At 72.3% G+C, this 26,704-nt stretch carries 17 protein-coding genes; 16 read left to right on the top strand and 1 reads right to left on the bottom strand.

Annotation, left to right across the window (positions count from 1 at the left end; genetic code table 11):
• Nucleotide 1 precedes the first annotated feature (1 nt).
• The 12 genes from ABD466_RS16995 (at nucleotide 2) to ABD466_RS17050 (ending at nucleotide 21,039) form a co-directional block, all read left to right on the top strand.
• Nucleotides 2-1,342, top strand: coding sequence for a glycosyltransferase family 2 protein (locus ABD466_RS16995; protein WP_344658030.1), 1,341 nt, complete (start codon nucleotides 2-4; stop codon nucleotides 1,340-1,342).
• A complete protein-coding gene (locus ABD466_RS17000) occupies nucleotides 1,339-2,091 on the top strand; it encodes an HAD family hydrolase (RefSeq protein ID WP_344658031.1) in 753 nt (250 codons plus the stop codon). The genes ABD466_RS16995 and ABD466_RS17000 overlap by 4 nt, the downstream gene beginning before the upstream one ends.
• On the top strand, nucleotides 2,078-5,332 hold the full coding sequence (locus ABD466_RS17005) for a condensation domain-containing protein (RefSeq protein ID WP_344658032.1): 3,255 nt from the start codon (nucleotides 2,078-2,080) through the stop codon (nucleotides 5,330-5,332). Before ABD466_RS17000 ends, ABD466_RS17005 begins: the two co-directional genes overlap by 14 nt.
• Nucleotides 5,329-10,902, top strand: coding sequence for a non-ribosomal peptide synthetase/MFS transporter (locus ABD466_RS17010; RefSeq protein WP_344658033.1), 5,574 nt, complete (start codon nucleotides 5,329-5,331; stop codon nucleotides 10,900-10,902). The genes ABD466_RS17005 and ABD466_RS17010 overlap by 4 nt, the downstream gene beginning before the upstream one ends.
• A complete protein-coding gene (locus ABD466_RS17015; protein WP_344658034.1) occupies nucleotides 10,899-12,464 on the top strand; it encodes a class I adenylate-forming enzyme family protein in 1,566 nt (521 codons plus the stop codon). The genes ABD466_RS17010 and ABD466_RS17015 overlap by 4 nt, the downstream gene beginning before the upstream one ends.
• A 20-nt stretch (nucleotides 12,465-12,484) precedes the next feature.
• The gene (locus tag ABD466_RS17020; protein ID WP_344658035.1) at nucleotides 12,485-15,532 is read left to right on the top strand and encodes a non-ribosomal peptide synthetase; all 3,048 of its coding nucleotides are present in this window, start codon (nucleotides 12,485-12,487) and stop codon (nucleotides 15,530-15,532) included.
• Nucleotides 15,529-15,795 (top strand): acyl carrier protein, encoded by a 267-nt coding sequence (locus ABD466_RS17025; protein ID WP_344658036.1) that lies wholly within the window; start codon nucleotides 15,529-15,531, stop codon nucleotides 15,793-15,795. Before ABD466_RS17020 ends, ABD466_RS17025 begins: the two co-directional genes overlap by 4 nt.
• A 152-nt stretch (nucleotides 15,796-15,947) precedes the next feature.
• Nucleotides 15,948-16,658, top strand: coding sequence for a hypothetical protein (locus ABD466_RS17030; protein ID WP_344658037.1), 711 nt, complete (start codon nucleotides 15,948-15,950; stop codon nucleotides 16,656-16,658).
• A gap of 301 nt (nucleotides 16,659-16,959) precedes the next feature.
• Entirely contained in the window at nucleotides 16,960-18,372 is a 1,413-nt protein-coding gene (locus ABD466_RS17035; RefSeq protein WP_344658038.1) for a S53 family peptidase, read from the top strand.
• A 238-nt stretch (nucleotides 18,373-18,610) separates the two neighbouring features.
• The gene (locus ABD466_RS17040) at nucleotides 18,611-19,720 is read left to right on the top strand and encodes a baeRF2 domain-containing protein (RefSeq protein WP_344658039.1); all 1,110 of its coding nucleotides are present in this window, start codon (nucleotides 18,611-18,613) and stop codon (nucleotides 19,718-19,720) included.
• 46 nt (nucleotides 19,721-19,766) lie between these two features.
• Nucleotides 19,767-20,273 carry a DUF1918 domain-containing protein gene (locus ABD466_RS17045; RefSeq protein WP_344658040.1) on the top strand — a complete coding sequence of 169 codons (507 nt, stop codon included), beginning with the start codon at nucleotides 19,767-19,769 and terminating at the stop codon, nucleotides 20,271-20,273.
• Between the two features lie 121 nt (nucleotides 20,274-20,394).
• Nucleotides 20,395-21,039, top strand: coding sequence for a phosphoribosyltransferase (locus ABD466_RS17050; protein WP_344658041.1), 645 nt, complete (start codon nucleotides 20,395-20,397; stop codon nucleotides 21,037-21,039).
• 169 nt (nucleotides 21,040-21,208) lie between these two features.
• Here the strand turns inward: ABD466_RS17050 and ftsH are convergent, their stop codons facing one another.
• Nucleotides 21,209-23,230: an ATP-dependent zinc metalloprotease FtsH gene (gene ftsH, locus ABD466_RS17055; protein ID WP_344658042.1), complete on the bottom strand. Its 2,022-nt coding sequence runs from the start codon at nucleotides 23,228-23,230 to the stop codon at nucleotides 21,209-21,211.
• Between the two features lie 524 nt (nucleotides 23,231-23,754).
• On the opposite strand from ftsH, the gene ABD466_RS17060 reads away from it, so the two are divergent.
• The 4 genes from ABD466_RS17060 (at nucleotide 23,755) to ABD466_RS17075 (ending at nucleotide 26,625) form a co-directional block, all read left to right on the top strand.
• Nucleotides 23,755-24,300: a hypothetical protein gene (locus tag ABD466_RS17060; RefSeq protein WP_344658043.1), complete on the top strand. Its 546-nt coding sequence runs from the start codon at nucleotides 23,755-23,757 to the stop codon at nucleotides 24,298-24,300.
• A 79-nt stretch (nucleotides 24,301-24,379) separates the two neighbouring features.
• A complete protein-coding gene (locus tag ABD466_RS17065; RefSeq protein ID WP_344658044.1) occupies nucleotides 24,380-24,997 on the top strand; it encodes a SigE family RNA polymerase sigma factor in 618 nt (205 codons plus the stop codon).
• Entirely contained in the window at nucleotides 24,994-25,656 is a 663-nt protein-coding gene (locus ABD466_RS17070) for a hypothetical protein (protein WP_344658045.1), read from the top strand. Before ABD466_RS17065 ends, ABD466_RS17070 begins: the two co-directional genes overlap by 4 nt.
• Before the next feature lie 207 nt (nucleotides 25,657-25,863).
• The gene (locus ABD466_RS17075; RefSeq protein WP_344658046.1) at nucleotides 25,864-26,625 is read left to right on the top strand and encodes a dienelactone hydrolase family protein; all 762 of its coding nucleotides are present in this window, start codon (nucleotides 25,864-25,866) and stop codon (nucleotides 26,623-26,625) included.
• Nucleotides 26,626-26,704 lie beyond the last annotated feature (79 nt).

A 26,704-nucleotide genomic window follows, 5' to 3' on the forward strand; every position in this document is an offset into this window, starting at 1 on the left:
CGTGCTGTCCGTCATCATTCCGACCCACAATCAGGCCGAATGCCTGAACCTGACCCTCACCTCGCTCGCGGGCCAGAGCGCCGGACCTGACCGGTTCGAGGTGATCGTGGTCGACGACGCCTCCGTGCAGGACGTCCGCGCGGTGGTCCGCCGTCACGAGGACGAGCTGTGTCTGCGCTACGTGAGGCAGGCGTCGAACAAAGGCAGAGCCGCCGCGCGCAACCTGGGCGCCGCCCAGTCCCAGTCCGACCTTCTGCTTCTGATGGACGCGGACTCCTACGCCGCCCCGGATCTCATCGAACGCCACCTGCGGCCGGCCGGCGGCGCGGGGCCCGAGGTCGTCTACGGCCGGCGGATCGAGCCCAGCTGGGGGACGTTCGCACGGTTACGGCAGTCGTTGCCGCCCGAGGACGACCTGCTGCCCATGGAGGGCGACCACCGGGACCTGCCGCGGCCCGACGGCGACGCGGGCGGTGCCGAGGGCGGCCGCGGCTTCGACGTCTACCGGCGTTCGGCGTGGATGTTCGGCTTCACCCACAACCTCTCACTCCCCCGCGACCTGTACCGCCGGGTCGGCGGGTTCGACGAGTCGTTCGTCCGATGGGGATACGAGGACACCGACTTCACGTACCGGATCTACCGGCACTTCGGCCGGGACAGCAGCCGCTTCCGCTACGACCCGCAGGCTGTCTGCTACCACATGCCGCACTTCCGCGATTGGGCGACCGAGTGGGAGAACACGAAGCCGGTGCTGCCTTACCTCGTCGACAAGTACCGACACTACGACGTCGAGTTCTTCACCCACCCGTCGGACAACCACCGCCGAGTCGCACGGACTCTGCCCTTCTACGAGGACTGCCGTGAGTTCGTCCGCGACCATCCGAGCCGGGTGGACGCGGAGCGGGTGCGCAAGGCCGTCGGTCTTCCTGAAGCGGCGAGCAGCCTGTGGATCGGATTCGACGTGTCGGCGACCATCGCCTCCGACCGCACGACGACCATCGACCACGCCGCGGCCCACAGCCCCGGCAATCCGCACCTGTTCGGTGTCCGCACACCGTACCCGGACGGCTCCTTCGACCATGTCGTCCACCTCGACCTGTGGCGCATGCTCACGCCGATCGACCTGTCAGCCCTGATCATGGACAGTCTGCGCATCGCCGGCGCGGCGCTGCTCGTCCAGTCGAAGGGGCTGCGCCGTGATCACGGCGAGGGGATCGGGCTGATCGACGACCTGGACTACTTCCTGTCCATGGTCGGTCCCAGATACGACGCCGCGATCTGTTACGAGGACACGGAGATGGCTGTGGTCCGGCTGGCGCGGCACAAGGACGGTGGACGGTGAAGAGCGACCACATCGCGGCAGTGGCGTTCGACCTCGACGGCACCCTCGTCGATCTCGAACGGTTCCACCACGAGGCCTGGCTGCGGGCCGCCCGCAGCGTCGGCGTCGAACTGACCTGGGAGCAGGCCCTGCGGCGGCTCCCGAACTTCATCGGGGGACCCGACGCCCGGGTGGCGGCACAGATCGTGGCCCTGGCACCGGCCGGGGCCTCGCCCGAGCGGACGCTCACCGCCAAGGAGCGGTGGTTCTCCGCCCTGGTCGGCGCTGTCGAGGAGATCGTGCCGCGCGCCGGCGTCGCCGAGGTGGTGGACCGCCTGCGCGGTCGCGGCGTCCCCGTGGCCGTGGCCACCTCGACCGAGCGCGGGACCGCGCTCGCGATCCTGCACCGGACCGGGCTGCTGCCCGTGTTCGGCGCGGCGCGGGTGGTGACGGCGCAGGACGTGACGCGGCCCAAGCCGGCCCCCGACGCCTACCGGATCACCGCCTGGCGGCTCGGCGTGCCGCCGTCCCGGCAGTTGGTCTTCGAGGACTCCGTCGTCGGCATGTCCGCGGCGCGCGCGGCCGGCAGCCCGTTCGTGGCGGTGCCGACCGTCGCCGACCCGGGCTACCTGGCGTCGGTGACCGCGGCCGGTGCCGTCGGCGTGTTCCGAAGCTGGCACGAGCCCGACCTGTCGTCGCTGCTCGATCGCCTGCTGTCGGCCGAGACCACGGTGGGCACGGCACCGGGAGCCACCGGTGTCCGCCCTTGACCGCGGCCCGCTGACCGACCAGCAGCGGCGCCTGTGGTTCCTCGACCGGCTCGATCCCGGCGATCCGGCCCACCACATCTCGACCACGGTCCTGCTGCGCGGCCGCCTCGACGCCGACCGGCTCGCCCGCGCGTTCGACACGGTCGCCGCCCGGCACGAGTGTCTGCACACCCGGTTCGTCGAGTCCGCGGGGGAACCGGTGGCCGAAGTGCTCCCGCCGCGGCCGACGCCGGTGCTGCGGGCCGACCTGCCGGACGAGGACGCCGCGCGCCGAGCCGTCGCGGAACTGCTCCTGGCGCCTTTCGACCTCTCCGCGGGGCATCTGGTCCGGATCGCCTTGTTCCGGCTCGACGCGGAGCGGCACGTCCTGTGCATCGTCGCGCACCACATCATCGGCGACGGCTGGTCGCTCAATCTCCTCTTCAGCCAGGCGGCGGACGTCTATCGGGGGGCCGAGCCGGCCGCTCCCGCGCTGCGGTATCTGGACTACGCCCGTACGCATCAGGGGACCGACGAGGCGGCGCTGGCGTACTGGCGGGCCGCGTTGGCCGACGCGCCGGTCTTGGAGTTGCCACTGGACCGGGAGCGTCCCCGGCGGCGCACATCGGCGGGACTCGTGGCCTCGCGGGTGTTCGACGACGGCGTGTGGACGTCGGTGCAGGAGGTGGCGCGCGAGCTGCGCTGCACGCCGTTCATGGTGCTGATGACGGTCTACCAGCTGACGCTGGCGCAGGTGAGCGGGCAGGACGAGGTCTGCGTGGGCACGCCGCTGGCCGGGCGCGACGAGGTGGCGGCCGAGTCGGTGTTCGGGTACTTCGTCAGGATGCTGGTTCTGCGCGGGGATCTGTCCGGCGACGTGGTCTTCCGCGAGCTGGCCCGCCGGACCCGGACCGCGTGCCTGGGCGCTTTCGCCCACTCGTGGACGCCGTTCGAGGAGCTGGTCGCCGACGCCGGGGCGCGGCGCGACCCGCGCCGCAATCCGCTGTTCCAGGCCGCGTTCACGCTGCACACCACGATGGACACCTCCGCCAACGGTTTCGAGGGCTTCGAGGGGGTCGCGGTCGAGGCGTTCGGGGAGGGGGCGCGGCGCACCGTCACCGATGTGGCGATGGACGTGTTCGTCAGCTCGACGGCGATCGCCCCGCGCGCCGACCGGGACCGGATGGAGGTGGTGCTCACCGCGAGCGCCGACCTGTTCGATCAGGCCACGGCCGACGACCTGGCGGACCGGTTCGCGGCCGTGCTGCGCGCCGTCCTGGAGGACCCGGACGTGCGGGTGGGGGACCTGCCGCTGGTGTCCGGGGCCGAGCGGACCGAACTGCTCCGGATCGGCGCCGGGCCGCCGGTCGCGACCGACGCCGGCGCGTCGCCGCTGGCCCGCGTCGAGCTGGCGGCGGCGCTGGCGCCGGGCGCGGTCGCGATCCACAGCGGCCGTGAGCGGATGACCCGCGGACAGCTGTGGGCGGATTCCGGGGACTTGGCGGACCGGCTGCGCGCGGCCGGCGCCGGGCCCGGGAACCTGGTGGGGGTGTCGCTGCCGCGCGGCCCGCGGCAGATCGTCGCGCTGCTGGCGATCTGGCGCTGCGGTGCCGGATACGTGCCCCTCGACCCGGAGCTGCCCGACCGGCGCCTCAGGATGCTGATGGAGCAGGCCGGGGTCGCGGCGGTGGTCGCGGCGGACGGCGTCGGGCGGGGGGCGGACACGCCGACGGTCGTGGCCGATCCGGCTTTCGTCGTCTTCACCTCCGGTTCGACGGGCGTGCCCAAGCCGGTGCTCATCGGCCGGGCCGCGGTGGCCGAGCGGGTCGCGTGGATGGTCGGGGCCTATCGGCTCACCGGCGACGATCGGGTGGTGCAGTTCGCGGACCTCGGCTTCGACGCGCACGCCGAGGAGATCTGGCCGGCGCTGGCGGTCGGCGCCCCGCTGGTGCTCCTGCCGGAGGGGCCGCGCTCGCTGCCGGAGGTACTGGCCGCTGATCCGGAGATCACCGTGCTCGACCTGCCGACGGCGTACTGGCACGCGCTGCTGGACCTCGAGCCGGCTTGGCCGCGGGCGCTGCGGCTGGTGGTCCTGGGCGGCGAGCAGGTGGACGCGGCCGCGATCGGGCGCTGGCGGGAGCGGCACGGCGACCGGATCCGTCTGGTCAACACGTACGGGCCGAGCGAGGCGACGGTCATCGCGACCGCGACCGACCTGACGGCGGCCGACGCGGTGTCCGGGGCCGGGACAGAGGACGGGGCGGGGGCGGGGGCCGGGATCGGGACTGGGACTGGGACAGGTACCGGGGCTGGGGCCGGGATCGGGACGGGGACCGGGATCGGGACTGGGATCGGTACCGGGGCTGGGGCCGGGATCGGGTCTGGGACAGGTACCGGGTCCGGTCGCCGACCGCCGATCGGCCGCCCGATCGGCGGAGTCCGCGCCTATGTCCTCGACGCGGCCGGCCGTCTGGTGCCGCGGGGCGCGGCGGGCGAGTTGTGCCTGGCCGGCGCCGGGCTGGCCGACGGCTATCTGGGCCGGCCCGACCTGACCGCCGAGCGGTTCGAGGCCGACCCGTATGGCGGTGGTCTGATGTACCGGACCGGCGACCGGGCCCGGTGGCGGCGCGACGAGCCGGTGCTGGAGTTCCTCGGCCGGCTCGACCGGCAGCTCAAGGTACGCGGTGTGCGGATCGAGCCCGGTGAGGTGGAGGCCGTGGTGACCGGCCATCCGAAGGTGGGCCGGGCCGTGGTGACGGCGTTCGGCGAGTCGCTGGTCGCGTATGTGACCGGCACCGCCGGCGCGGACGAGGTGCGCGCCTTCTGCGCCGAGCGGCTGCCCGCGCTGCTGGTGCCGGATGTCGTCGTGGTGCTGGACACGCTGCCGCTGACCGCACGCGGCAAGGTGGACGTCCGGGCTCTGCCGGTGCCCGAGGCCGATGCGCCGCGGCCGGTCTTCGAGGCGCCGCGTACCGAGGCGGAGGAGTTGGTCGCCTCGATCTTCGCCGAGCTGCTGCCGGTGCGGCGGGTGGGCGCCCACGACGACTTCTTCGTCCTCGGCGGGCATTCGCTGCTGGCCGTCCGGGTGATCGCGCGGGTCCGGGCGGTCGTCGGCCTGGAGGTGCCGGTGCGGCTGCTGTTCGACCGGCCCACGGTGGCCGGTTTCGCCGAAGCGGTCGAGGCTGCGCTGGTCGCGGAGATCGACCAGCTCACCGAGGCCGAGGCCGAGGCCCAGCTGGCCGCGCGGACGGAGGCGGGATGACCACCGCCCCCGATCGGCTCTCGCCGGCCAAGCGTTCGCTGCTGGCCGCCCGCCTCCGGCAGCCCGCCGCCCCGGCTCAGAGCGTGCCGCCCCGGCCGCCCGGGACGGCGGTGCCGCTGTCGCCGGCGCAGGAGCGGCTGTGGTTCATGGAACAGTTCGCTCCCGGCACGGCGGCGTACACGGTGCCGGTCGTGGTACGGCTGCGCGGGACGCTGTCCGTCGCCGCGCTGGGTGCCGCGCTGAACACGGTCGTGGGCCGGCACGAGAGCCTGCGGATGCGCTTCGAGGCGACCGCCGACGGCCGGCCGGCGCTGTCCGTCGAGGACAGCGCCGTGGTCGACCTCGAGGTTCGCGACGCGGTGGGCGCCGACGCGGCCGCGCGCGAGGCTTGGGTGCGGGAAGACGTCCGCTCCCGGCTGGCCGAACCGTTCGATCTGGCCCGCGCTCCGTTGCTGCGCGCCGCCGTGTACGCCGTCGCGCCCGACGACCACGTACTCGCGCTGACCCTGCACCACATCGTCTGCGACGGCTGGTCGGCCGAGATCCTGATCAGCGAGCTGCTGGCCCTGACGGCCGGCGCATCCCTGCCGCCGCTGCCGGCCCAGTACGGTGACTACGCCCTCTGGCGACGGGAACGCCGACGGGAACGCGTCGCCGACGGCACGCACGACCGCGCCATCGCCTTCTGGCGGGAACGGCTGGCCGGGGTACCGCCGCTGGACCTGCCCACGGACCGGCCGCGCCCCGCGCGGCCCGGCTACCGCGGCGCGCCGGTCGGCGTGCGCCTGAGCACTGAGACGGCCGAAGGCTTGCGGCGCTTGGCGCTCGGCCACGGGGCGACCCTTCACATGGCGGTGCTCGCCGCCTACGCGGCGGTTCTGGCCCGGTACGCCGGACAGGACGACTTCGCGGTGGGGTCGCCGCAGGCCGGGCGCACGCACGCCGAGCTGGAACCGATGATCGGCATGTTCGTCGACATGCAGGTCACCCGCGTCGACGCCGCCGGTGATCCGACGTTCGCCGAACTGCTGGCCCGGATCCGGGACGCCGTGCTGGAGGGCTACGCGCACCCGGACGTGGCGTTCGAGGACCTGGTCGCGGAGCTGGACGTGGTCCGCGACACCGGGCGGGCCGCGATCTTCCAGGCCGTGCTGTCGATGCGCACACCGGGAGCCGCCGCGGCGTCCGGGACCGCTTCAGCGTCCGGGACCGCTTCGGCCTCCGGGACCGCTTCGGCGTCCGGCCCGACGGTGACGCCGTTCGCCGTCGACGCCGTGGCGACCAGGTTCGACCTGGAGCTGGACCTGGTCGCCGCGGACGATCTGTCCGGCGCGCTCATCTACAACCGCGATCTGTTCACCGGCCAGGAGATGGAACGGATCGCAGAAGCCTTCGTCGCCTTCACGGACGCGGCCGTGCGGAATCCGGACCGGCCGCTGGGCCGCCTGTTCGCCACGGCCGGGCGATCCGACGAGCGGATGCTCGCCGCCTGGAACGACACCGCCGCCGACTTCCCCGCCGACCGCACCCTGCACGACCTGATCCAGGACCAGGTGACCGCCACGCCGCACGCGCCGGCCGTCACCTTCGAAGGCACGACCCTGACCTACGCCGAACTGGCGGCGCGGGCGTACCGGGTCGCGCATCGGCTGCGCGAACACGGCGCCGGACCCGGCGAGCTGGTCGCGGTATGCGCCCAGCGGAGCCCTGAGCTCGTCGTCGGCCTGCTCGGCGTGCTGTTCTCCGGTGCGGCCTACGTGCCGCTGGACCCGGATCACCCCGCCGAACGGCTCGCGTTCATGCTCGCCGACGCCGACCCGGTCGCCGTCCTGACCACCGGGACGTCCCGAAAGGCGGTGCCGCGGACGGACCGTCCCTTGTTCGTGCTCGATGATGAGGCCGCCTGGTCCGGCGTTCCGGAGACCGCGCCCGAGCCGGCGGCCGGGCCGGACGATCCCGCGTACGCCATCTACACCTCCGGTTCCACGGGACAGCCCAAAGGCGTCCTCAACGGTCACCGGGGCATCGTCAACCGGCTGCACTGGATGCAGCGACGCTTCGGTCTGACCGCCGCGGACACCGTGCTGCAGAAGACTCCGGCGGGGTTCGACGTGTCGGTCTGGGAGTTCTTCTGGCCGCTGCTCGCCGGCGCGCGGCTGGTCCTGGCCCGCCCGGACGGGCACAAGGACGCCGGCTACCTCCGCGAGGTGATAGCCGCCGAAGGCGTCACCACCGCACACTTCGTGCCGTCGATGCTCGCCGTCTTCCTGGCCCGGGAGGGCTCCGAGCAGGACGCCGGCGAGGAAGCCGACGAGTCCAGCCCGCTCGAGCGGATCATCTGCAGCGGCGAGGAACTGCCCGTCGACCTGGCACTTCGAGCTCTGACGGCGCTGCCGCGCGCCGAACTGCACAACCTCTACGGCCCCACCGAGGCCGCCGTCGACGTCACCGCCCACCACTGCACGGCCGACGCGCTGACCGGTCGCGCCCGGGTCCCCATCGGCAGGCCGATCGACAACATGCGGATATCGGTGCTCGACGCGCACGGTGAGCCGCTGCCGGTCGGCGTGCCGGGTGAGCTGTACCTGGCCGGGGTCGGCCTGGCGCACGGCTATCTGCGGCGCCCGGAGCTGACCGCCGAGAGGTTCGTCGTCGGCCGGGACGGACAGCGGTGGTACCGCACCGGCGACCTGGGCCGGTGGCGCCCGGACGGCTCGGTGGAGTTCCTCGGCCGCCTCGACTCCCAGGTCAAGGTGCGCGGTCTGCGCATCGAGCTCGGCGAGATCGAGGCCGCGCTGCGCGACCAGCCGGGGGTGCGCGAGGCCGCGGTCGCCGTCCGGGAGGACGTTCCCGGGGACAAGCGGCTGGCGGCGTACCTGGTCGCGGACACCCCGCCCGACGCGACCGCGCTGCGGTCCGCGCTGCGGCGGCGGCTGCCGGACCACATGGTGCCCGCGACCTTCGACGCGATACGCGAGCTGCCCCTGAGCCCGAACGGCAAACTGGACCGCCGTCGCCTGCCCGCGCCGCGCCGGATCCGGGACGTCGGCGCCGAATACGCCGCACCGGGCACCGCCACGGAGATCGTGATCGCGAACCTGTGGACGGAACTGCTCGGGGTACCGCGGGTGGGCATCGACGACGACTTCTTCGACCTCGGCGGGCATTCGCTGCTGGCGGTGCGGGTCGTCGCCGGTCTGCGCCGCGCGGTCGGCGCCGGGGTGTCGGTGATGGACGTGTTCCAGCACCGCACCGTCCGCGAACTCGCACGGTTCGTCGACACCCCCGCCGAGCGGCAGGCGCCCCGGGCGCTGCTGCACGAGCTCACCAGACCAGTACCGGTCGCGCAGCGCGTACGTAGCCTGGTATGCGTGCCCTACGGCGGCGGCAGCGCCGTGGTGTACCAGGCGCTGGCCGACGAGCTGCCGGCCGGGCACCGGCTGTTCTCCGTCGCGATACCGGGTCACGACGTCGGCGTAGACGAGGACGCGTCGCCGCTGGAGGACCTGGCCGAGCGTTGCGTCGCCGAGATCCTGGACCGTGTAGACGGCCCGATCGCGCTGTACGGGCACTGCGGCGTGGGCTCCGCCCTCATCGTCGAGATCGCCCGCCGTCTGGAGGCGCACGGGCGCGAGCTCGACGCGGTCTACATCGGCGCGATCTTCCCCTTCGCCCGGCCTCGCAACCCGCTCTGGTCCGGCCTCTCCCGGCTGTCCCGGTGGGAACGGCTGCGGTCCCACCAGGCGTACGCCAACTGGCTGACCGGGTTGGGCGTCGAGGTGAACGACCTCGAGCCGGGCCAGGCGCGACGGATCATCCAGAACATGCGCCGGGACTCCGATCAGGCGGAGGCGTACTTCACGGAGCTGATGCACAACGGTACCGAGCGGCTGCGCGCGCCGGTCATCAGCGTGGCGGGGACCCGGGACCCGGCGACGGAGTTCTCCTCTGAGCGCTTCACCGAGTGGCACTTCCTCACCGACCGCACCGCCGTCGTCGTGCTCGACGAGGCCGGGCATTTCTTCCTCAAGTGGCGGGCCGCGGAGTTGGCCGAGATCGTCACCACGACGGACGCGGCCCTGGCGGCGGAACAGCCGGAGCCGCTGTCGCGCGCCGCGCGCGGCCAGAACGCGACGTGGTGGCTGCAAGGCACGTCACGCTCCCCCGGCCCGGTCGCCGCCGCGGGGCCGGCGCCCAGTATGAGCCGGTTCCTGGTGGTCGCCTGCGCCCAGCTCATCTCGCTGCTCGGATCGACTCTCACCGACGTCGCGCTGCCGCTGTGGGTGCTCAAGCAGACCGGGTCGCTGCTCAACTTCGCGTTGCTGGCGGTCGTCGGGCTCCTGCCCAGCCTGCTGACACTGCCGATCGCCGGCGCCGTCGTCGACCGCCGCAGCAGACGCGCCGTCATGCTGTGCGGCGACATCGGGGCCGGCGGCACCCAACTGGTCCTCGGCATCCTGCTGTGGACCGGGTCGCTCCAGACGTGGCACATCTACCCGCTGCTCGCCGCGCTGTCGGTGGCGCTGACGTTCCAGCGCCTCGCCTACGGTTCGGCGGTCCCGCAGCTGGTCCCCAAGCAGTACCTGGGCCACGCCAACGGGGTGGTGCAGATGGTCGGCGGCGCCGCCACCACGATGATGCCGCTGGTGGCGGTGGCGCTGCTCGCGGCGATCGGCCTGGGCGGCATCCTGGTCGTCGACGTGCTCAGCTACGCCGCCGCGATCGGCATCGTGCTGCTGGTGCGGTTCCCGCGCACGCTGGCCTGGCGCCGCAAGGAGAGTCTGGCCTCGGAGATCCGTGAGGGCTTCCGCTTCTCCTGGGGACACCGCGGTTTCCGGGCCATGCTGCTGTTCTTCATGGCGCTGAACGTGTTCCTGTCGCCGCTGTTCCTGATGATGGCGCCGCTGGTGCTGGCGTTCGCGGGCCTGCACGAGGTGGCCGAGGTGTCGGTCGCCGGCGGCCTCGGAGCGTTCCTCGGCGGCCTGGCGATGGCGGTGTGGGGCGGGCCGCGGCACCGGCGGCTGCGCACGGTGCTGCGCTGCGCGCTGGTGCTGGCGCTGTTCTGCGTCGTCATCGGTTCCCGGCCGGCCCTGTGGGTGATCGCGGCGGGGGCGTTCGGCATGTCGGCCGCGCTCGTGCTGCTCAACGGCGTCTACACGACGATCGTGCAGGTCAAGGTCCCGCAGCGGTTCCACGGCCGGGTGTTCGCGGTCAACACCGTCATCGCCTGGTCCACACTGCCGGTCGGCTGGGCCCTGGTCGGTCCGGCCGGCTCGGCGCTGCTTCAGCCGCTGATGGCTCCGGGCGGAGCGCTGGCCGGCAGCGTCGGGCGGGTCATCGGCGTGGGGCCGGGCCGCGGCATCGGGCTGCTGTATCTGCTGCTCGCCGTCGCCATCACGGTCGTGGTGCTGGTGGCGCGGCGCCTGCCGCGGACCGCGGGCTTCGACGACGAGGTGCCCGACGCGCGACCGGACGACGAGTTCGGCGTGGAGGCCGTTCGCAGCCGCCGTGCGGCGCAGCCTGTCGCCCAGCGGCCGGGCACGGACACCACGGGGAGGACGGGCTCATGACCATGCGTGCGTCGGCGGCTGAAGCCGGTGGGGGTGCCGACGGGGGCGTCGGTCATGGCACCGGTCGTGGCACCGGACCGTCGGTGGCGCTGACGGTGCCCCGGTTGCTCGCCGCCCGGGCTGAGGCCGAGCCCGCGCACATCGCGATCAGTCAGGGTGCGGATACGCTGGATCTGGCCGCCTGGCAGGCCCGGACCCAGGCGATCGCCGCGGGGCTGCGAGCCGCCGGAATCCGGCCGGGTGAGCGGGTCGGGCTGCTGTACGGCCCGCGCGACTGGATCGCCTACGCCTGCTCCTACACCGGTGTGCTCGCCGCCGGAGCGGTCGCGGTGCCGATGTCCGTTCGCAGCGCGCCCGCCGAGTTGGCGTACATGCTCGAACACTGCGACGCCCGCGCACTGGTGTACGGTCCCGCCGCGAAACCGCCGGACGTCCCGGTCGAACTGTGCTGGGGTCCGGAACGCATCAGCGCCCTGCCGGAGGCGGAGCCGATCCCCGGGCCGCGGCCGGGCGACGCGGCGCAGATCCTCTACACTTCCGGCACGACCGGGCGACCCAAGGGTGTCGTCGCGGCGCACGCGAACCTCACGCACGGCGCCCGGCTGAACCCGCCGCTGCGGGCCCTGGCGCACTCCCGGCACTTCCTGCACGCCTTCCCGATCGGCACCAACGCGGCGCAGACCATGCTGTTCAACGCGCTCACCGCGCACGCCGGGATGCTGGCGACCGCCCGATTCGTCCCCGAGCACTTCGCGCGGCTGATCGAACGGCACGCGGTGGGCACCGTGTTCGTCGTACCGGCGATGGCGATCGAGTTGCTGCGCTCCGGGGCTCTGGAGCGCCACGACGTCTCCAGTGTGGCGTTGTTCGGCTCGACCGCCGCCGCGCTGCCGCCCACCGTGGCCGCCGAGCTCGCGGCGGCGATGCCGCACGCCACGCTCGTCAACTACTACACCTCCACCGAGGCGGCGCCCACCCAGACCAGCATGGTCTTCCACCCGGCCCGGCCGGCGGCGCTGGGCCGTGCCGCCGCCGGCGGGACGCTGCGGGTGTGCGACGAGGCCGGACGGCCCTGCCCGGCCGGAGTGGTCGGCGAGGTGTGGATGCGCGGCGCCGGGATCCCCCGGTCCTACCTCGACGATCCCGAGACCACCCGGCACGTGTTCCGCGGCGGCTGGACCCGGATGGGCGACGTCGGATACCTGGACGCCGCCGGCTACCTGTTCCTCGTCGACCGCGAAGGCGACGTCATCAAGAGCGGCGCGGACAAGGTCTCCACGATCGCGGTCGAGGCGGCGCTGCACGAGCACCCCGAGATCGTCCAGGCCGCGGTGCTCGGCCTGCCCGACCCGGTGCTCGGCATGACCCCGGTCGCCGTGCTGGTCGCCACCCGGGAGCTGCGCCTGGCCGAGGTGCGCGCCTTCCTCGCCGCCCGGCTGGCCGGACACGAGCAGCCCAGCCGGATCGTCCACGTCGACGAACTCCCCCGCAACGCCGGCGGCAAGGTCGTCAAACACCGGCTGCGGGAACTGTTCGACGCCGCGCCGGACCCCCGTACGTGAAGGAGAGGAGAGGCGGATCCATGGAGCAGGCACCGACCGGCATCCCGATGTCCCCGGCTCAGCAAGGACTCTGGTTCGCCGAGCGGACCGGAACGGCGGCGGCCGCCTATCTGGTCCCGGCCGTCGTCGTGGTACCGGAACCGATGGAGCAGACCGCGATCGACAGGGCGTGGACCACGCTGGTCCGCCGGCATCCGCTGCTCGCCGCGCTCGTGGTCGAGACCGCCGGCGAGCCCCGGCTGGTCCGCGGTGAGCCGGTTCCGGTCGCCCACCGCACAGTCGGCGCGGCCGGTCTGATGGCCGGGCTCGCCGAGGAACTCGCCGTCGGGTTCGACTTCGCCGGCGCCGGGCGGGCCGTCGGCCCGCTCGCACGCTGCGTGGCCCTGCGGGTCGACGACGGTCGCACGGTCATGATGATCGTCGGCCACCATCTCGTCGTCGACGCCTCGGGCCGGGACCTGGTCGGTACCGACCTGGCCGCCGCGCTGGCCGGCCGGGACCTGGGAGCCGGATCGCTGACGCACATCGGCGAGCTCGTCCAGGCCCAGAGCGATCGCATCGCCCAAGCCCTGCCCGCGGCCCGCGCCTTCTGGGCCGGCCGGCCCGCGCCCCCGGCCGAGGTGCTCATGCCGGGGCTGGCGGCCACGCCCACCGTCGCCGAACCGGCCACCCACCTCGACATCGAATGGAACCCCCGGCTGGACGCCGCGATGACGGCCGGTGCGGCGGAGCTCGGGGCGACCCGGTTCGAGATCCTGCTGGCGGGCGTCCACGCGGTGCTCGCCCGCTACGGCAACACCCTGACATCGGTGGCGGTGGACGTCACCACCCGCCGTCCGGAGACCGCCGGGGAACTCGGGATGTGGGTCAACGAAGTGCCGGTCACGATGAGCGTGGACCTCCAGACCTCCTTCGCCGACCTGGTCCGCGCGGTACGGGCCGAGGCGCGCGCCGCCTACGCCCACCGCGAGGTGCCGCCGGCCAGAGCTCGGACCGGCTTGCCACCCCGGCTCGCCCTGGCTCCGGTGTCGACCAGCTATCTGCGGCTGGACCCCTCGGCTTCGGGGGTGGACCGGCTGTTCGCGACAGCGTCGGTCCGCGCCGCGACGCATCTGCACTTCATCGACACTCCGCACGGCCTGACCGGACGGATGCACGTGCCGACCCGGCTGCTGGCACGGGCCGACGCCGAACGGTTCGCCGCGCATCTGCGGACGCTGATCGGCGCGGGGCTGGCCGAGCCGGACCGAGCGGTGGGCGAACTGGACCTGCTCGGCGCGGCCGAGCGGGCGGCGCTGGCCGCGCTGACGGGTCCCGCGCTCCCCCGGCCGTCCACGACCGTCCTCGACCAGGTCCGCGCCGCTGCCGAACGCACCCCCGACGCGCCGGCGGTGTCCGGCGTCGACGGCACCCTGAGCTACCGGGAGCTGGTCGCGGGCGCGCACCGTGTCGGCCACGGGCTGCGCCGGCGCGGTGTCGCCGCCGGCGACGTGGTGGGGCTGTGCGCGCACCGGCGCACCGAACTCGTCACGGGGCTGCTCGGCATCCTCGCCGCCGGGGCCGCCTATCTGCCGCTGGATCCGGCGTATCCGGCCGAGCGCTCGGCCTTCATCGCCGCCGACGCCGGCGCGAAGCTGGTCCTCGGCCACGAGGCGGCGATGACGCCGCTGTCGGGGCTGTCGCTGGAGCTGGTGCCGCTCGACGCCGGGGCGGCGTTCGCGGCCGAGCCGGCGACGCCGCCGGCCGCCACGGACCCGGACGGGCTGGCCTACGTCATCTACACCTCCGGCTCGACAGGACGTCCCAAGGGCGTGGAGATCGGCCACGCCGCGCTGGTGAACCTGGTCGCGGCGATGGGCGAACTGATCGGCACCGGACCGGCCGACCACTGGCTCAACCTGACCTCCGTCTCCTTCGACATCAGCGGGCTGGAGATCTTCGCGCCGCTCACCGCCGGCGGCGAGGTCACGGTGGCCGCCGACGCGGCCGTGCGCGAGGGCACGGCGCTGGCCCGGCTCATCGGCGACACCGGGATCACGCACGTGCAGGCCACGCCCTCCAGCTGGCAGCTGCTGCTCGACGCCGGCTGGGACGGCGCCCCGGTCACCGCGCTGTGCGGCGGCGAGCCGCTGCCGCTGCCGCTGGCCCGGCGGCTGCGACCGCTCGTCGGGCGCCTGATCAACGTCTACGGCCCGACCGAGACGACCATCTGGTCCACCGCCGCCGAGGTGCCGCCCGACCCGCGGCGCGTCACGATCGGCGGCCCGATCGCCAACACCACACTGCACGTGCTGGACGCCGGGATGCGGCCGATGCCGGTCGGCGTGCCGGGCGAGCTGTGGATCGGCGGTGCCGGGCTGGCCCGGGGGTACCGGGGACGTCCGGACCTGACCGCCGCGGGGTTCGTGACCGATCCGTCCGGCCGCCGGCTCTACCGCACCGGCGACCGGGTACGGCTCGGCATGGACGGAGACATCGAGTTCCTGGGCCGCGGCGACGACCAGATCAAACTGCGCGGGCACCGCATCGAGCTCGGCGAGATCGAGCAGGCCCTGCTCGGAGCGCCCGGGGTCACGCAGGCTGCGGTGGCCGTGTGGTCCGGCGAGCTGGTGGCGTACGTGGTCGGCGTGAATGAGCTCGCACCGGTCCGCGCGCACATCGCCCGCGTGCTGCCGCGCTTCATGATCCCCAGGGACTTCGTCCGGCTGGAGCGGCTGCCCGCCACACCCAACGGCAAACTCGACCGGGGTGCGCTGCCCGCTCCGGCGGAGGACGGGGCCGACCTCGACAACGGTGCTGCGGCGCCGGCCGCCACCGCCGCGGAGCCGGACCCCGCGGACCTGACCCGGATCGTGACCGACATCTGGCGGGAGGTGTTGCGGGAGGACCGGATCAAGCCTGACGACTCTCTGTTCGACCTGGGCGGGCACTCGCTCACCATCATGCAGATCACCGCCCGGATCCTGGACGCCGTCGGCGTGGAGGTGCCGTTCGACCTCTTCTTCGACACCCCCACCATCGACGGCGTGGTCGCCTGCGTCGAAGAGCTGCAACAGGAGGACGCATGACCCGCGACGACCCGCGCCACGACGTCGCCGCCGTGGTCGCCGCCCTGGTCGCCGAGGCCAGCGACGGCCAGATCACCGCCGCCGGCGCGCTGGCCGAGCCCGATTCGCTCGCGCTGCTCGGGCTGACCTCCCTCGGCCAGGTACGCCTGATCCAGGCCGTCGAACGCCGCTTCGGCATCGCGGTGGAACCGGATGACGACTTGGTCGCGCTGGACACCGTGGAGTCGTTGGCGAGGTATCTGCGGGAGCGTGGGGTCGCGTAACGATACGTCCACTGGCGACGGTCGCGTCGCATCCAGGCCGAACATGGGGTAATCCGAACAGCACTTTGCGTCATGTCTCCTTTGACCGAAGCCTTACAGCGGCGCCGTTAGCGTCCAGCCCGGATGGGATCGCTACTCAGGGGGCTGAAAGTATGACGCGCAAACCGCTGGCTGGATTCGCTATCGGATTGGCAATGGCCGCCTTGGCAGCCTGCGGCCATTCGGGCACGACAAAGACGCAAGCAAAAGCGCCGACGCCAGTGCCCTCGCCAACGCCCACGCCCGTGGCGACTCCGGCGAACGCTCAACAGCTGACCGCGCACTTGCCGACGACGAGCGATCTGCCGGCCGGCTTTTCCGTGCAGCCGATGTCGTACCCCGGTGAGCAGGAGCCAGGGGTGGACCCGAGTCCCGACTGCGGATCGTTCATCGACGGTTTCTCATTCGTCGACCTGGGCGGGAGCGCCTTCGCCCAGGCCGCGGTCCACCTCGGTGGACAAGATGACACGGGGTCCGACTGGAGCGGCATGGAAGCACTGCTCTCCTACTCCGGCGACGGGGCCCACAAGACGGTCGAGGCGATCCGAAAGCTCGTGCTCAGGTGCCCGACCGGCGTCGACATGGACGGAAACCAGGTTCAGTTCGGCGTGGTCGACGGAGCCGGAGTCGGCGACGAGAGCCTCACCGTCACGGCCCGCGCCACGAAAAAGGGCGACACCCACCTGTCCGACAACGACGTCAGCATCATCCGACGAGACAATGTTCTGATAACCGTCGCCGACTACGACGATACGGTCACCGGATCGTCCCAGCAGTTGGCGGCCGTCACCAAGTTGGCGGACGGCAAGTTCACCTCGCGCTAGCGATCACGGATCCCGGCGCCGGGTTCGGCACCGTGCTGGATGGCCGCCGCTCCCGCACCCTCACCGACGGCCTCGGCACCGGCGTCGAAGTGTTCGCCGAAGACCCGTCGCCTCCGACCCGGGCATCCTGCGGCAGAAGACGTGACCGGTCGGCCATCATCGAATGATTCCAGAGGAGAAACCCTTATCCCCGATAACGATTCAGCCAACCACAGCCGAGTGGCATTGCGCTCGACCCGCGTTTTGGGTGACGTGACAGTGCACTGTTCCATCGGGGTGTTTTCCCAAGACTAGGAGTCAAATGAGCACCCGCAAACGTGCCACCCGTGCCGGCGCGCTCACCCTCGCGATCGCGAGCGCGTTCACCCTGGCCGCTTCGTCCGCCGCGTCCACCGTGACCTCCGCTGGCATCCAGGGGTCCGGCAAGGCCGTCCACGTGCACCCCATGACCTGGGGGAGCCGGGACGCGGCGAACCTGCCGACACCGCTGCCGACCTCGCAGTGCCTGACGCAGCTCGGGATCAACTGCTACAGCCCTCTGCAGTACCGCAGCGCCTACGACCTGAACCCGTTGTACCAGGCCGGGATCACCGGCAAGGGGAAGACGATCCTGATCGTCGACTCCTACGGGTCGCCCACCATCCAGAGCGACTTGGAGGTCTTCGACAAGCAGTGGGGTCTGCCGGACACCACGGTGGACGTCCGGAAGTTCGGGAACGTCCCCGCCTTCGACCCGAACGACTCCACCATGGTCAGCTGGGCCGAGGAGACGACTCTGGACGTCGAGTACGCGCACGCGATCGCCCCCGGTGCGAAGATCGTCCTGGCCGAGACCGCGGTCGCCGAGACCGAGGGCGTCACGGGCCTGCCGGAGATGATGGACGCTGAGAAGTCGCTCATCGACGCCGGCGTCCCGGATGTGATCTCCCAGAGCTTCGGCGCGACCGAGGACACGTTCCCCGGCTTCGACCAGCACGACTTCTCGTCGCTGACGAACCTGCGGTACGCGTACAAGGACGCCGCGGCGCACCATGTGACGGTTCTGGCGTCCTCCGGCGACAACGGCGTGACCAGCCAGACCCTCGACGGCAACGGGTTCTTCCCGTACCCGGCGAACTCCTGGCCCTCGGCGGACCCGCTGGTCACCTCGATCGGCGGCACCTACCCGGCCATCGACGACACCGGCAAGCGGCTCGCCCCGGACGTCACCGGCAACGACAACGACCTGCTGTTCCCCGGCGGCGTCGTCGGCGGCGGCGGGCAGTCCCACGTGTTCAAGCGCCCGGACTACCAGGACGGCGTCAAGGCCGTGGTCGGCGCTCAGCGCGGCACACCGGACATCTCGTTCAGCGCGACCCTGTCGGGCGCGGCGTGGGTGTACTTCAGCTTCACCCGCCCGGGCTGGCACCTGATCGCCGGGACCAGCGAGTCCTGCCCGATCATGTCCGGCGTCGTCGCGCTCGCCGACCAGGTGGCCGGCCACCGGCTCGGCACCATCAACCCGGCCCTGTACCAGCTCGGCCGCCTGTCCGCGAACCCGAAGCTCGGCAAGTTCACGGGCCTTCAGGACGTGACCGTCGGCGACATCAGCGACCACGACGTGACCGGCCCGGCCGCGGGACCCGGCTACGACATGGCGACCGGCTGGGGCACCATCGACGGGGCGTACTTCGTCCCGGCGCTGGCGTTCGCCGCGTCCACCCACGGCGACTGACGCCTGGTCTTCACCGAGCACCAGGAAGCTCGCCGGCCGGACCTTCGGGTGCGGCCGGCGGGCGACGCTGGACCAACCGGGTTCGCTCCCGGCACACGGTCGCCGGCGCCTTCGGCCCCGTCCACCCCTCTGGGCTGGTCAGGCCCGGTCCCGCCCGATACCGGATTCTTGTCTCCAACCGTGACAAACAGGCCGAAAGACACTACCGGGACCGGCCGATATCGACTGGGCTTGATCCATGAAGACCCTCCAGACCTCAATCCCACCCGACGTCAGCGAGCTGTTCGAGCTCCCCGTCCCCATCCTGTCCGTCTACCTGGGCGGGGTCCCCCCGACCCACGAGTACAGCACGGCCGATCTGCACGGCGCCGTCCTGCGCGCCGTCGCGCAGGGATCTCCGCCCAAGGCCGTAGAGGCGCTCAGAAAGGTCATCGAAGAGATTCCCGCCGGTACCGAGGCCAAGGCCGTGTTCATCGGGGCAGACGGTTCCAGCAGACTCTTCCCGATTCCCGGCGCGCCCGGGGAGGATCGTGTCATCGCCTCGGCCGTACCGCACCTGACCCCGCTGCTGGCCTGGTGGCAGACCCACCCGGCGCACGTCGTCGCGGTCGTCGACCGTGCCGGCGCGGACATCACCGTTTTCCCCGCGGGCGACCACTCCCCGACGTCCACCACGGTGACCGGGCCCGACGACGAGATCGTGCGCACCGCGCCCGGCGGCCCCGCGCAGCCCCGGTACCAGCGCCGGGCCGAGGACTCCTGGAAACACAACGCCGGGCACGACGTCGAGGCCATCGCCGCCGCGCTCGAGCGCAGCGACGCGCGGTTGCTGCTGGTGGCCGGGGACATACGGACGATCCAACTCCTGACCGACCAACTCCCGGCCTGGATCCAGAACGAGGTGGAAGTCCGCATGGTCAGTGGCGGCCGCAGCGAAGACGGGTCCACCGACCTGCGCGCCCAGCAAGTCGAAGCCGAGATGACCGAGGCCGCGCACCGCCATGGCCGCAGACTCCTTGAAGAGTTCGCCGACCGGTCCGGCCAGAACGGCCGCAGCGTCGAAGGCGTCGCCGCCACGCTGCGTGCTCTGGCGCGCGGCCAGGTGCGCACCCTGCTGGTCACCGACCAGGCGGCCGACGGGGGCGTGGCCTGGTTCGGGCCGGCGGCCACGGACATCGGCCTGCACGTCACCGGCCTCACCCGCAACGGCGTGGAACCCGAACGCGGACCGGTCACGGATGTGGCCGTGCGCGCCGCGCTTCTCGGGGGCGCCGACGTCTGGGTGCTCGACCCGCGAACGCCCGGCGCGCCGTACCACGGCGTCGGAGCGCTCTGCCGGTTCCCCTGACCAGCGGCGGAAGCCCGACGACGAGCCCAGCAAGGAGGCTTTCCCGATGAAAGCAACAGTCGGCGATCGCATCGTGATCACGTCCCGGCGCCTCGACGCGCCGGTGCGCGAAGGCGAAATCATCGAAGTCCGCGGCGCAGACGGCAGCCCGCCCTATGTGGTGCGCTGGTCCGAGGACGGACACACCGACCACACCGACCTCATCTTTCCGGGGCCCGATGCCCGCATCATCCACCAGCAGGCGCCGCACGAACCCGAAGGGCCGTCGCACGGCAAGAGGTGGCACGTCGACGTGATCGTTGACGAGCACGAGAGCGGCCTGACCAAAGCCCACATCGTGGCGGACACCGGTGTCCGCAAGCTGCAGAGCTATGGGGAGGCGCACCGCCGCCCCACCGATCTGGACGTGGCGGAGATCGGCGACGAGGTGGCCGTGGGCCGCGCGTTCATCGCGTTCGGCAACCACCTGCTGCACGCCGCGGCCGCGGACATCGAGGAAATCGAGGGGCGTCCGGTCCAGGTGAGCCCGTCGCCCACCGGCCGCACACCGTGACGAGCACGTTCGAGGTCCCCGCACGGCTGTGGCCGGGCTGATCGCGGTCGGCCGCGTTGCCGATCACGCCGCGGCGTGGTGGCCTGGTGCCGATGGCCACCGCTAGCTGAGGAGCTGGATCGTGTATCTGAGCGACCGTCATGAGGCCGGACGGCGACTGGCCGGGCTCCTGGGGCATCTGGCGGAGCAGGACCCGCTGGTGCTCGGGCTGCCGCGCGGCGGTGTGCCGGTGGCCGCCGAGGTGGCCCGGCTTCTGGGCGCCCCTTTGGACGTCGTCATGGCGCGCAAGATGGCCGTACCGGGCCAGGACGAGCTGACCATGGGCGCCATCGGCGACCACGGTGTCCGGGTCGTCAACGAGGCCGTCCTGCACGCCACCGACACCACCGAGGCCCAGTGGGATCAGGTGGAGGCCGTGGAGCGGATGGATCTGGCGCGCCGAGCGCGGCTGTACCGGTCCGGACGGGAACCGGAGCCGCTGTCCGGCCGCCTCGCGATCATCGTCGACGACGGCCTGCACACCGGGTCGACCGCCCGGGCCGCCTGCCTGGCCGCCCGGGCCGCCGGCGCAGGCCGGATCGTGCTGGCCGTGCCGGTCGCCCCGCGCGGCTGGACCACGCGCCTGGCCGACGTCGCCGACGAGCTGGTGTGCCTGGACACCCCGCACGAGTTCACCGGAATCGACCAGTTCTACGGCGATTTCACCCCTGTCACCGATGAGGATGTCGTCGGCTATCTGCAAGTGGCGGCACGGCGCCGGGCGTGAGGTGCGGCTGCGATCCCCCGCGCCTCCGCCCCCGCCCCCGCCCCCGCCTCCGTCTCCGTCTCCGTCTCCGCCGACGGGGCGAACCACACGCCCGACGCCTGGCTACTGGCGTCGGGCGCCGGGCATCAGGCATCGGGCGCCGGGCATCGGGCATCACACACGGTGACGCTCACGGCGTGTCATGCCCTTCCCGGGGCTGGGCGCCGTCCGTCGGGCCGCCGGCCCCAGTGGGGTGGGTGCGGTGGGCGGCCGGTTGCCGGACGGGGCTCGGGCCGTGCGGTGCGACCGTGGTGCCGGCGGGTTGTTCACTCGGCGGCTGGACGCCGAGCAGGCGGTACACGGCCGGTCCGTCGATGGTCTCGTGCTCGACGAGCAGGGCGGCCAGCTGCCGCAACTTCCCCTGGTGGGCTTCGAGGAGTCCGACGGCCTGCTGTTCCGCTTCTCTGACCAGGCGGGCGACCTCGGTGTCGATGGCCGCTTGGGTGGCCTCGGCGTACGGCCTGCTGGACAGCTGGTCGCCGCGTGCGCCCAGGAACGCCGAGCCGCCCTGCGGATAGCCCACCGGGCCCAGGATGGGGGACAGACCGAACTCGCGGACCATCTTGACGGCCAGTTCGGTGGCGTCGGCCAGGTCGTTGGCCGCGCCGGTGGAGCCCTGGCCGAGCTCGACGAGTTCGGCCGCCCGGCCGCCCAGGCGCACGGCCAGCGTCTCGGTCAGGTAGTCCTCCCCGTGCAGGTGGCGTTCGACGAGGGGGAGCTGCTCGGTGACGCCGAGGGTCTGCCCGGCGGGCAGGATCGTGACCTTGGCGACCGGATCGGCGTGCGGGGACAAGGCCGCGATCAGGGCGTGGCCCGCCTCGTGGACGGCGACCGCGTGCTTCTCCGAGGGCAGCAGCACGTTCGAGCCCTCGCGACGGCCCAGCAGGATCCGGTCGCGGGCGGTGTCGAAGTCGTCGGCGGTGATGACCTCGCGGCTGTCGCGGACGGCGGCGATGGCCGCCTCGTTGGCCAGGTTGGCCAGGTCCGCGCCCGAGAAGCCGGGCGTGCCGCGCGCGACGACGTCCAGGTCCACGTCCTCGGCGAGCTGCTTGCTCTTACAGTGCACGGCCAGGATCGCGTTCCGCTCGGCCAGCGTGGGCAGGGGGATGACGACCTGCCGGTCGAATCGGCCGGGCCGCAGCAGGGCCGGGTCCAGGACGTCCGGGCGGTTGGTGGCGGCCAGCACGACGATCCCCTCGGCCGGGTCGAAGCCGTCCATCTCCGACAGCAGCTGGTTGAGCGTCTGCTCGCGTTCGTCGTTGGAGACCGCCGCGCCGCCGCCCATCCGCCGGCCGCCCAGGGCGTCGATCTCGTCGACGAACACGATCGCCGGCGCGCGTTTGCGGGCCTCGGCGAACAGGTCCCGTACTCTGGCGGCGCCCACGCCGACGAACATCTCCACGAAGCTGGAGCCGGCCACCGACAGGAAAGGCACCGCCGCCTCCCCCGCGACCGCGCGCGCCAGAAGGGTCTTGCCGGTACCCGGCGGACCGACCATCAGCACCCCGCGCGGCGCGATCGCCCCCGCCCGCCGATAGCGGTCGGGCTGGCGCAGGAAGTCGACGACCTCGGCGATCTCGGCCTTCGCACCCTCGTACCCGGCGACGTCGGCGAACGTGGTCTGCGGGTGCTCGGCGTCGAACACCTTCGCCTTGGACTTCCCCACCCCCATGACGCCCTGCACCTGCGAGGTGGCGCCACGGTAGAGCCGGCGCCACAACCAGATGATGAGCACCAACGGCGCCAGGATCAGGACCCAGGACAGCACCTGGGAGCCGGACGACGAGCTCGACGCCTTGGCGTTGATCACGACGTTGTCGGCTTGCAGACGGTCCAGCAACGAGGAGCCGGCCAGTTGCACCGGCACCGTGGTCGTGTAGGTGTGCCCGTTGGTGAGCGTGCCGGTGGCCGTCCCGTTGCTCTGCAGGGTGATGTCCTTGACCTGATGGGCGTCGGCGTCGGCCAGGAACTGGGAGTATGACAAGGTCGTATCGGCTGGCCTGCTCGACAGGTTCGTCAGCGTGACGATCCACACCAGCGCCATCACGCCGATGGCGATCGGCCACACGAGGTTTCGCCACCAAGGCTGGGGAGGCGGAGCCGTCGGTGACGGCCGGCCACCGGGCGGCGGGGACTGGGCCTGCTTCGTCATGACCGTTCCCCTCTTGACCGGGTGGCAATGCGGTCTTCGGACTCTCTCCGGCCGAAAACCGGGTCGGCGATCACGTCGGGGAGAGACACGACAAACCGACCTCCTTCCCCGCTACCATCGCGCGTGGCGTCCTCAACCAGTAGAGGCATTCGGCCCAAGCGGCAGGGCCGGTCGGCACCGCGCGTATCCATGCTTCGCTCGCCGGAGCCGAAAGGCATCCCGGCCGTGGACGACGACTGACGACCCGGGCGGCTCATCTGTACCTGCGGCATCAACAGTCGCCGGCCGCAACACTGCCGAACCGGCCGTCCGGAGCAGATGGTGCTGGGTACAGACCTCGCCCGCGGACCAGGCTGGGATCGAGCCGTTCGCACCGGGGCGTGACGCACATCACAGCGGCATTCCTGCACGGAAGCAGCACCGAAGCCTCGAAGCCCTGTCTGGGAGATGGACGGGGCGAACAAGTCCCGGCCTCTCCGGCTCGGGGTGAACCGGGGGTCGACATCCAGCTTCGAGGAGTGAAGATGACATCCGATGGTGGGCGCGTGGGCAAGCGCGGGCGACTGGCCATGATCGCGGTGGCCGTCACCGGCGCGCTCGGCGCGGGGGCGGGGGTCGCCGCGGCGGTGGGCACGGATTCGGCGGCGCCCGCTGGAGCGGGGGTCGCGACGGCACCGGCAGCGCAGCCGGTCGTCCATGCCGCCGCTGACGCGGCCGCACCCGCCGCCGACGGTCCGATCGCCGTGGGCGACTACAAGCTGCTGCTCTCGCCCGAAGGGCTCTCTGTGCAGGCTCTCGGTGTGGACAAGCCCGATCTGCTGCGGGTCGCGGAAGTGCTGCCGGGCAAGGTTTCGACCCTTGCGTCGGGGAACGCCTCCGGCACGCTGTGGGCCGGGATCTACCGTGGCCCGGTCTCGGACACCACCAAGGTCACGATCAAGGTGGGCGGACGCACCCTGGAGGCCCACGTGACCTCCTTGGCGGGCCACCCCGGCTGGGGTGTGTACTACGTGCTCGACTCGCACAAGGTCGGTGCCGACAAGCCGTCGATCACGGTGCAGAGCTCTTAGGGGAACAGCGGCCGTGATCCCCGGGATCGCGGCCGCGCATCACCGCTCCCCCGCAGTCGCACCATTTGATAGGGACTACGTGACCACCACCGCCGACGACGACTTCCGGGACTTCATGGCCGCCCGCTGGCCGGCCCTGGTCCGCACCGCCTATCTGTTGACGGGCAGCCACCACGGGGCTGAGGACCTCGCCCAGACCGCGCTGGTGCGTGCCTTCGTGAAGTGGCAGCGGGTGCGTGCCAGCGACGATCCCGGCGCCTACGTCCGCCAGATCATGGTCCACTGCCACGCCGACCAGTTCCGCCGGCGGCGCGTCGCCGAATGGCTCACCTCACGCCTGCCGGAGCCGCCGGCCTCGCCCGCCGAACCGTCGGGCGAGGAAGCCGAGGTTCTCCTCGCCGCCTTGGGACGGCTGCCGGCCCGCCAACGGGCCGTGGTGGTCCTGTACTACTTCGACGACATGACGCACGCCGAGATCGCGGCGGCGCTCGGCAGCCGGGAGGGCACGGTGCGCAGCCAGCTGTCCCGGGCCATGGCCAGACTGCGCGGGGACGGCCTGCTGGCCCAGCTGACCGGCCGGACCCAGCCGGTCGACTCCCCCAGGTCCGCGTCCACTTCCGCGTCCACTTCCACGTCCACTTCCGCGTCCACGTTCGCGTCCGCGCTCGCCCCGATCACCGGAGAGAAGGCCTCATGAATCTCGACGAGACGCTAGCCGAGGCGATGCAGCGGACCGCGCACCGAATCGCCGTCAACCCTTCGCCGACCGCGGAGACCGTGCGGCGCGGCCTGGTCGCCCGCCGGCGCCGCCGCACCGCGACGACGGCTTTGGCTGTGGCGGCGGTCGGGGCCATCGGCGCGATCGGAATCCCCGACTGGTCCGCACGGTCCCACTCCGCCTCACCCGGGCAGCAGCCGGCGGCGACGCGCACGATCGACACCCAGTCCGCCCGGGACACCGTCACGACGGTGGCGGCCGGAGAGCACGTCACGATGCCATCGGGCGCGGAACTGTGGCTGAGCAGCCAAGGTTTGTCACTGGCTCTGGGGACGGGCCATCAGCAGTCCGACACAGTTCCGGTACCGGACCCCAGCACCGCACCGGTCACCGCGGTGGCCCGGACCGTGGGCTCCACGACCCTGTGGGCGGGGATTTACCACGGCCCAGGGACCCCGGCCACCGTCACCCTCACCTTCGGCGGACGATCCGTGCCCGCCAAGGTCCTGACCCTCCCCGGCTCGCCCGGCTGGATGGCCTTCGCCGCCGAGGCCGCCGGCTCTGACACCGGAACGGACAAGCCGGTCCTCTCCGCCTATTCAGCGGACGGGACCAAGCTCCTGGCCATCCGGGTGTGATCGCTTCGGCCGGCTTCGTCTGTCATCGCTCCTACCGCAAAACCCGTTGGCGGGCCTCGGCGACCACTGCTACGGTGCCTGAGGCCGTGCGAGAGATGGAGGAGGTGGTACCCGTGAACGTATCGACATGGGTGCTCCCCTCTGGGGTCACGGCCGGGCGATAGGTCGTCCGGGAGCGCCGTTCACGCACTCCCGAAAGGCACGACCATGCACTTCACGTCTGAACAGCGCCTCGACGACGGCGTCCTCGAGCGCGAGTTCGCCCTCGGCGACGTCCCCGGCATCCTGTGGACTCCCGCATCCGCGTCCGCACCGGCCCCGCTGATCCTGCTCGGCAGCCCCGGCGGGCTGGGACTGCGCAAGATGTACCCCCGGCTGGCGGCCCGGGCCCGGCACGCCGCGGCGGACGGCTTCGCCTCGGCCGCCATCGAGCTCCCCGGAAGCGGTGACCGGCCTCCGGTGGCCGGCGCCGAGCAGGCCCGCGACGACCTGCGCCGAGCGCTGAAGGCGGGCGGGCCGGTCGACGGCGAGATCATCGACCGGCTCATCCTCCCGCTGGTCGACCAGGCGGTCCCGGAATGGCAGGCCACCTTGGACGCGCTCCTTTCCCTGCCCGAGATCGGCGGCCCGGTCGGCTATTCGGGAGGAGTGATCTCCATCGGCGTCCGGCTGGCGGTGGTCGAGCCGCGCATCGCGGCCGCCATTCTGTTCGCCGGGAGCTTCATTCCCCGCAGCATCTTCGAAGACGCCCGGCAGATCACCATCCCGCTGCACGTCCTGCTGCAATGGGACGACGAGGGAAACGACCGGCAGGCCGCCCTGGACCTGTTCGACGCCTTCGGCTCCAAGGAGAAGGCCCTGAACGCCAACATGGGCGGGCACACCGGCATCCCGCACTTCGCGGGTGAGGCCGCGGCCCGATTCCTCGCTCGGCACCTGAGCCCGCCGCCGACCGAGACCGCCCGCTGACCGACAGGTCGTCCGATTGCCATCCGCGCTGCCGCGCATGTCTGCGCACAAGCAGCGCGGATGGTGTTCTCTCAGACAT

This window comes from Catenulispora subtropica, from assembly GCF_039531675.1.
GTDB classification, from domain to species: domain Bacteria; phylum Actinomycetota; class Actinomycetes; order Streptomycetales; family Catenulisporaceae; genus Catenulispora; species Catenulispora subtropica.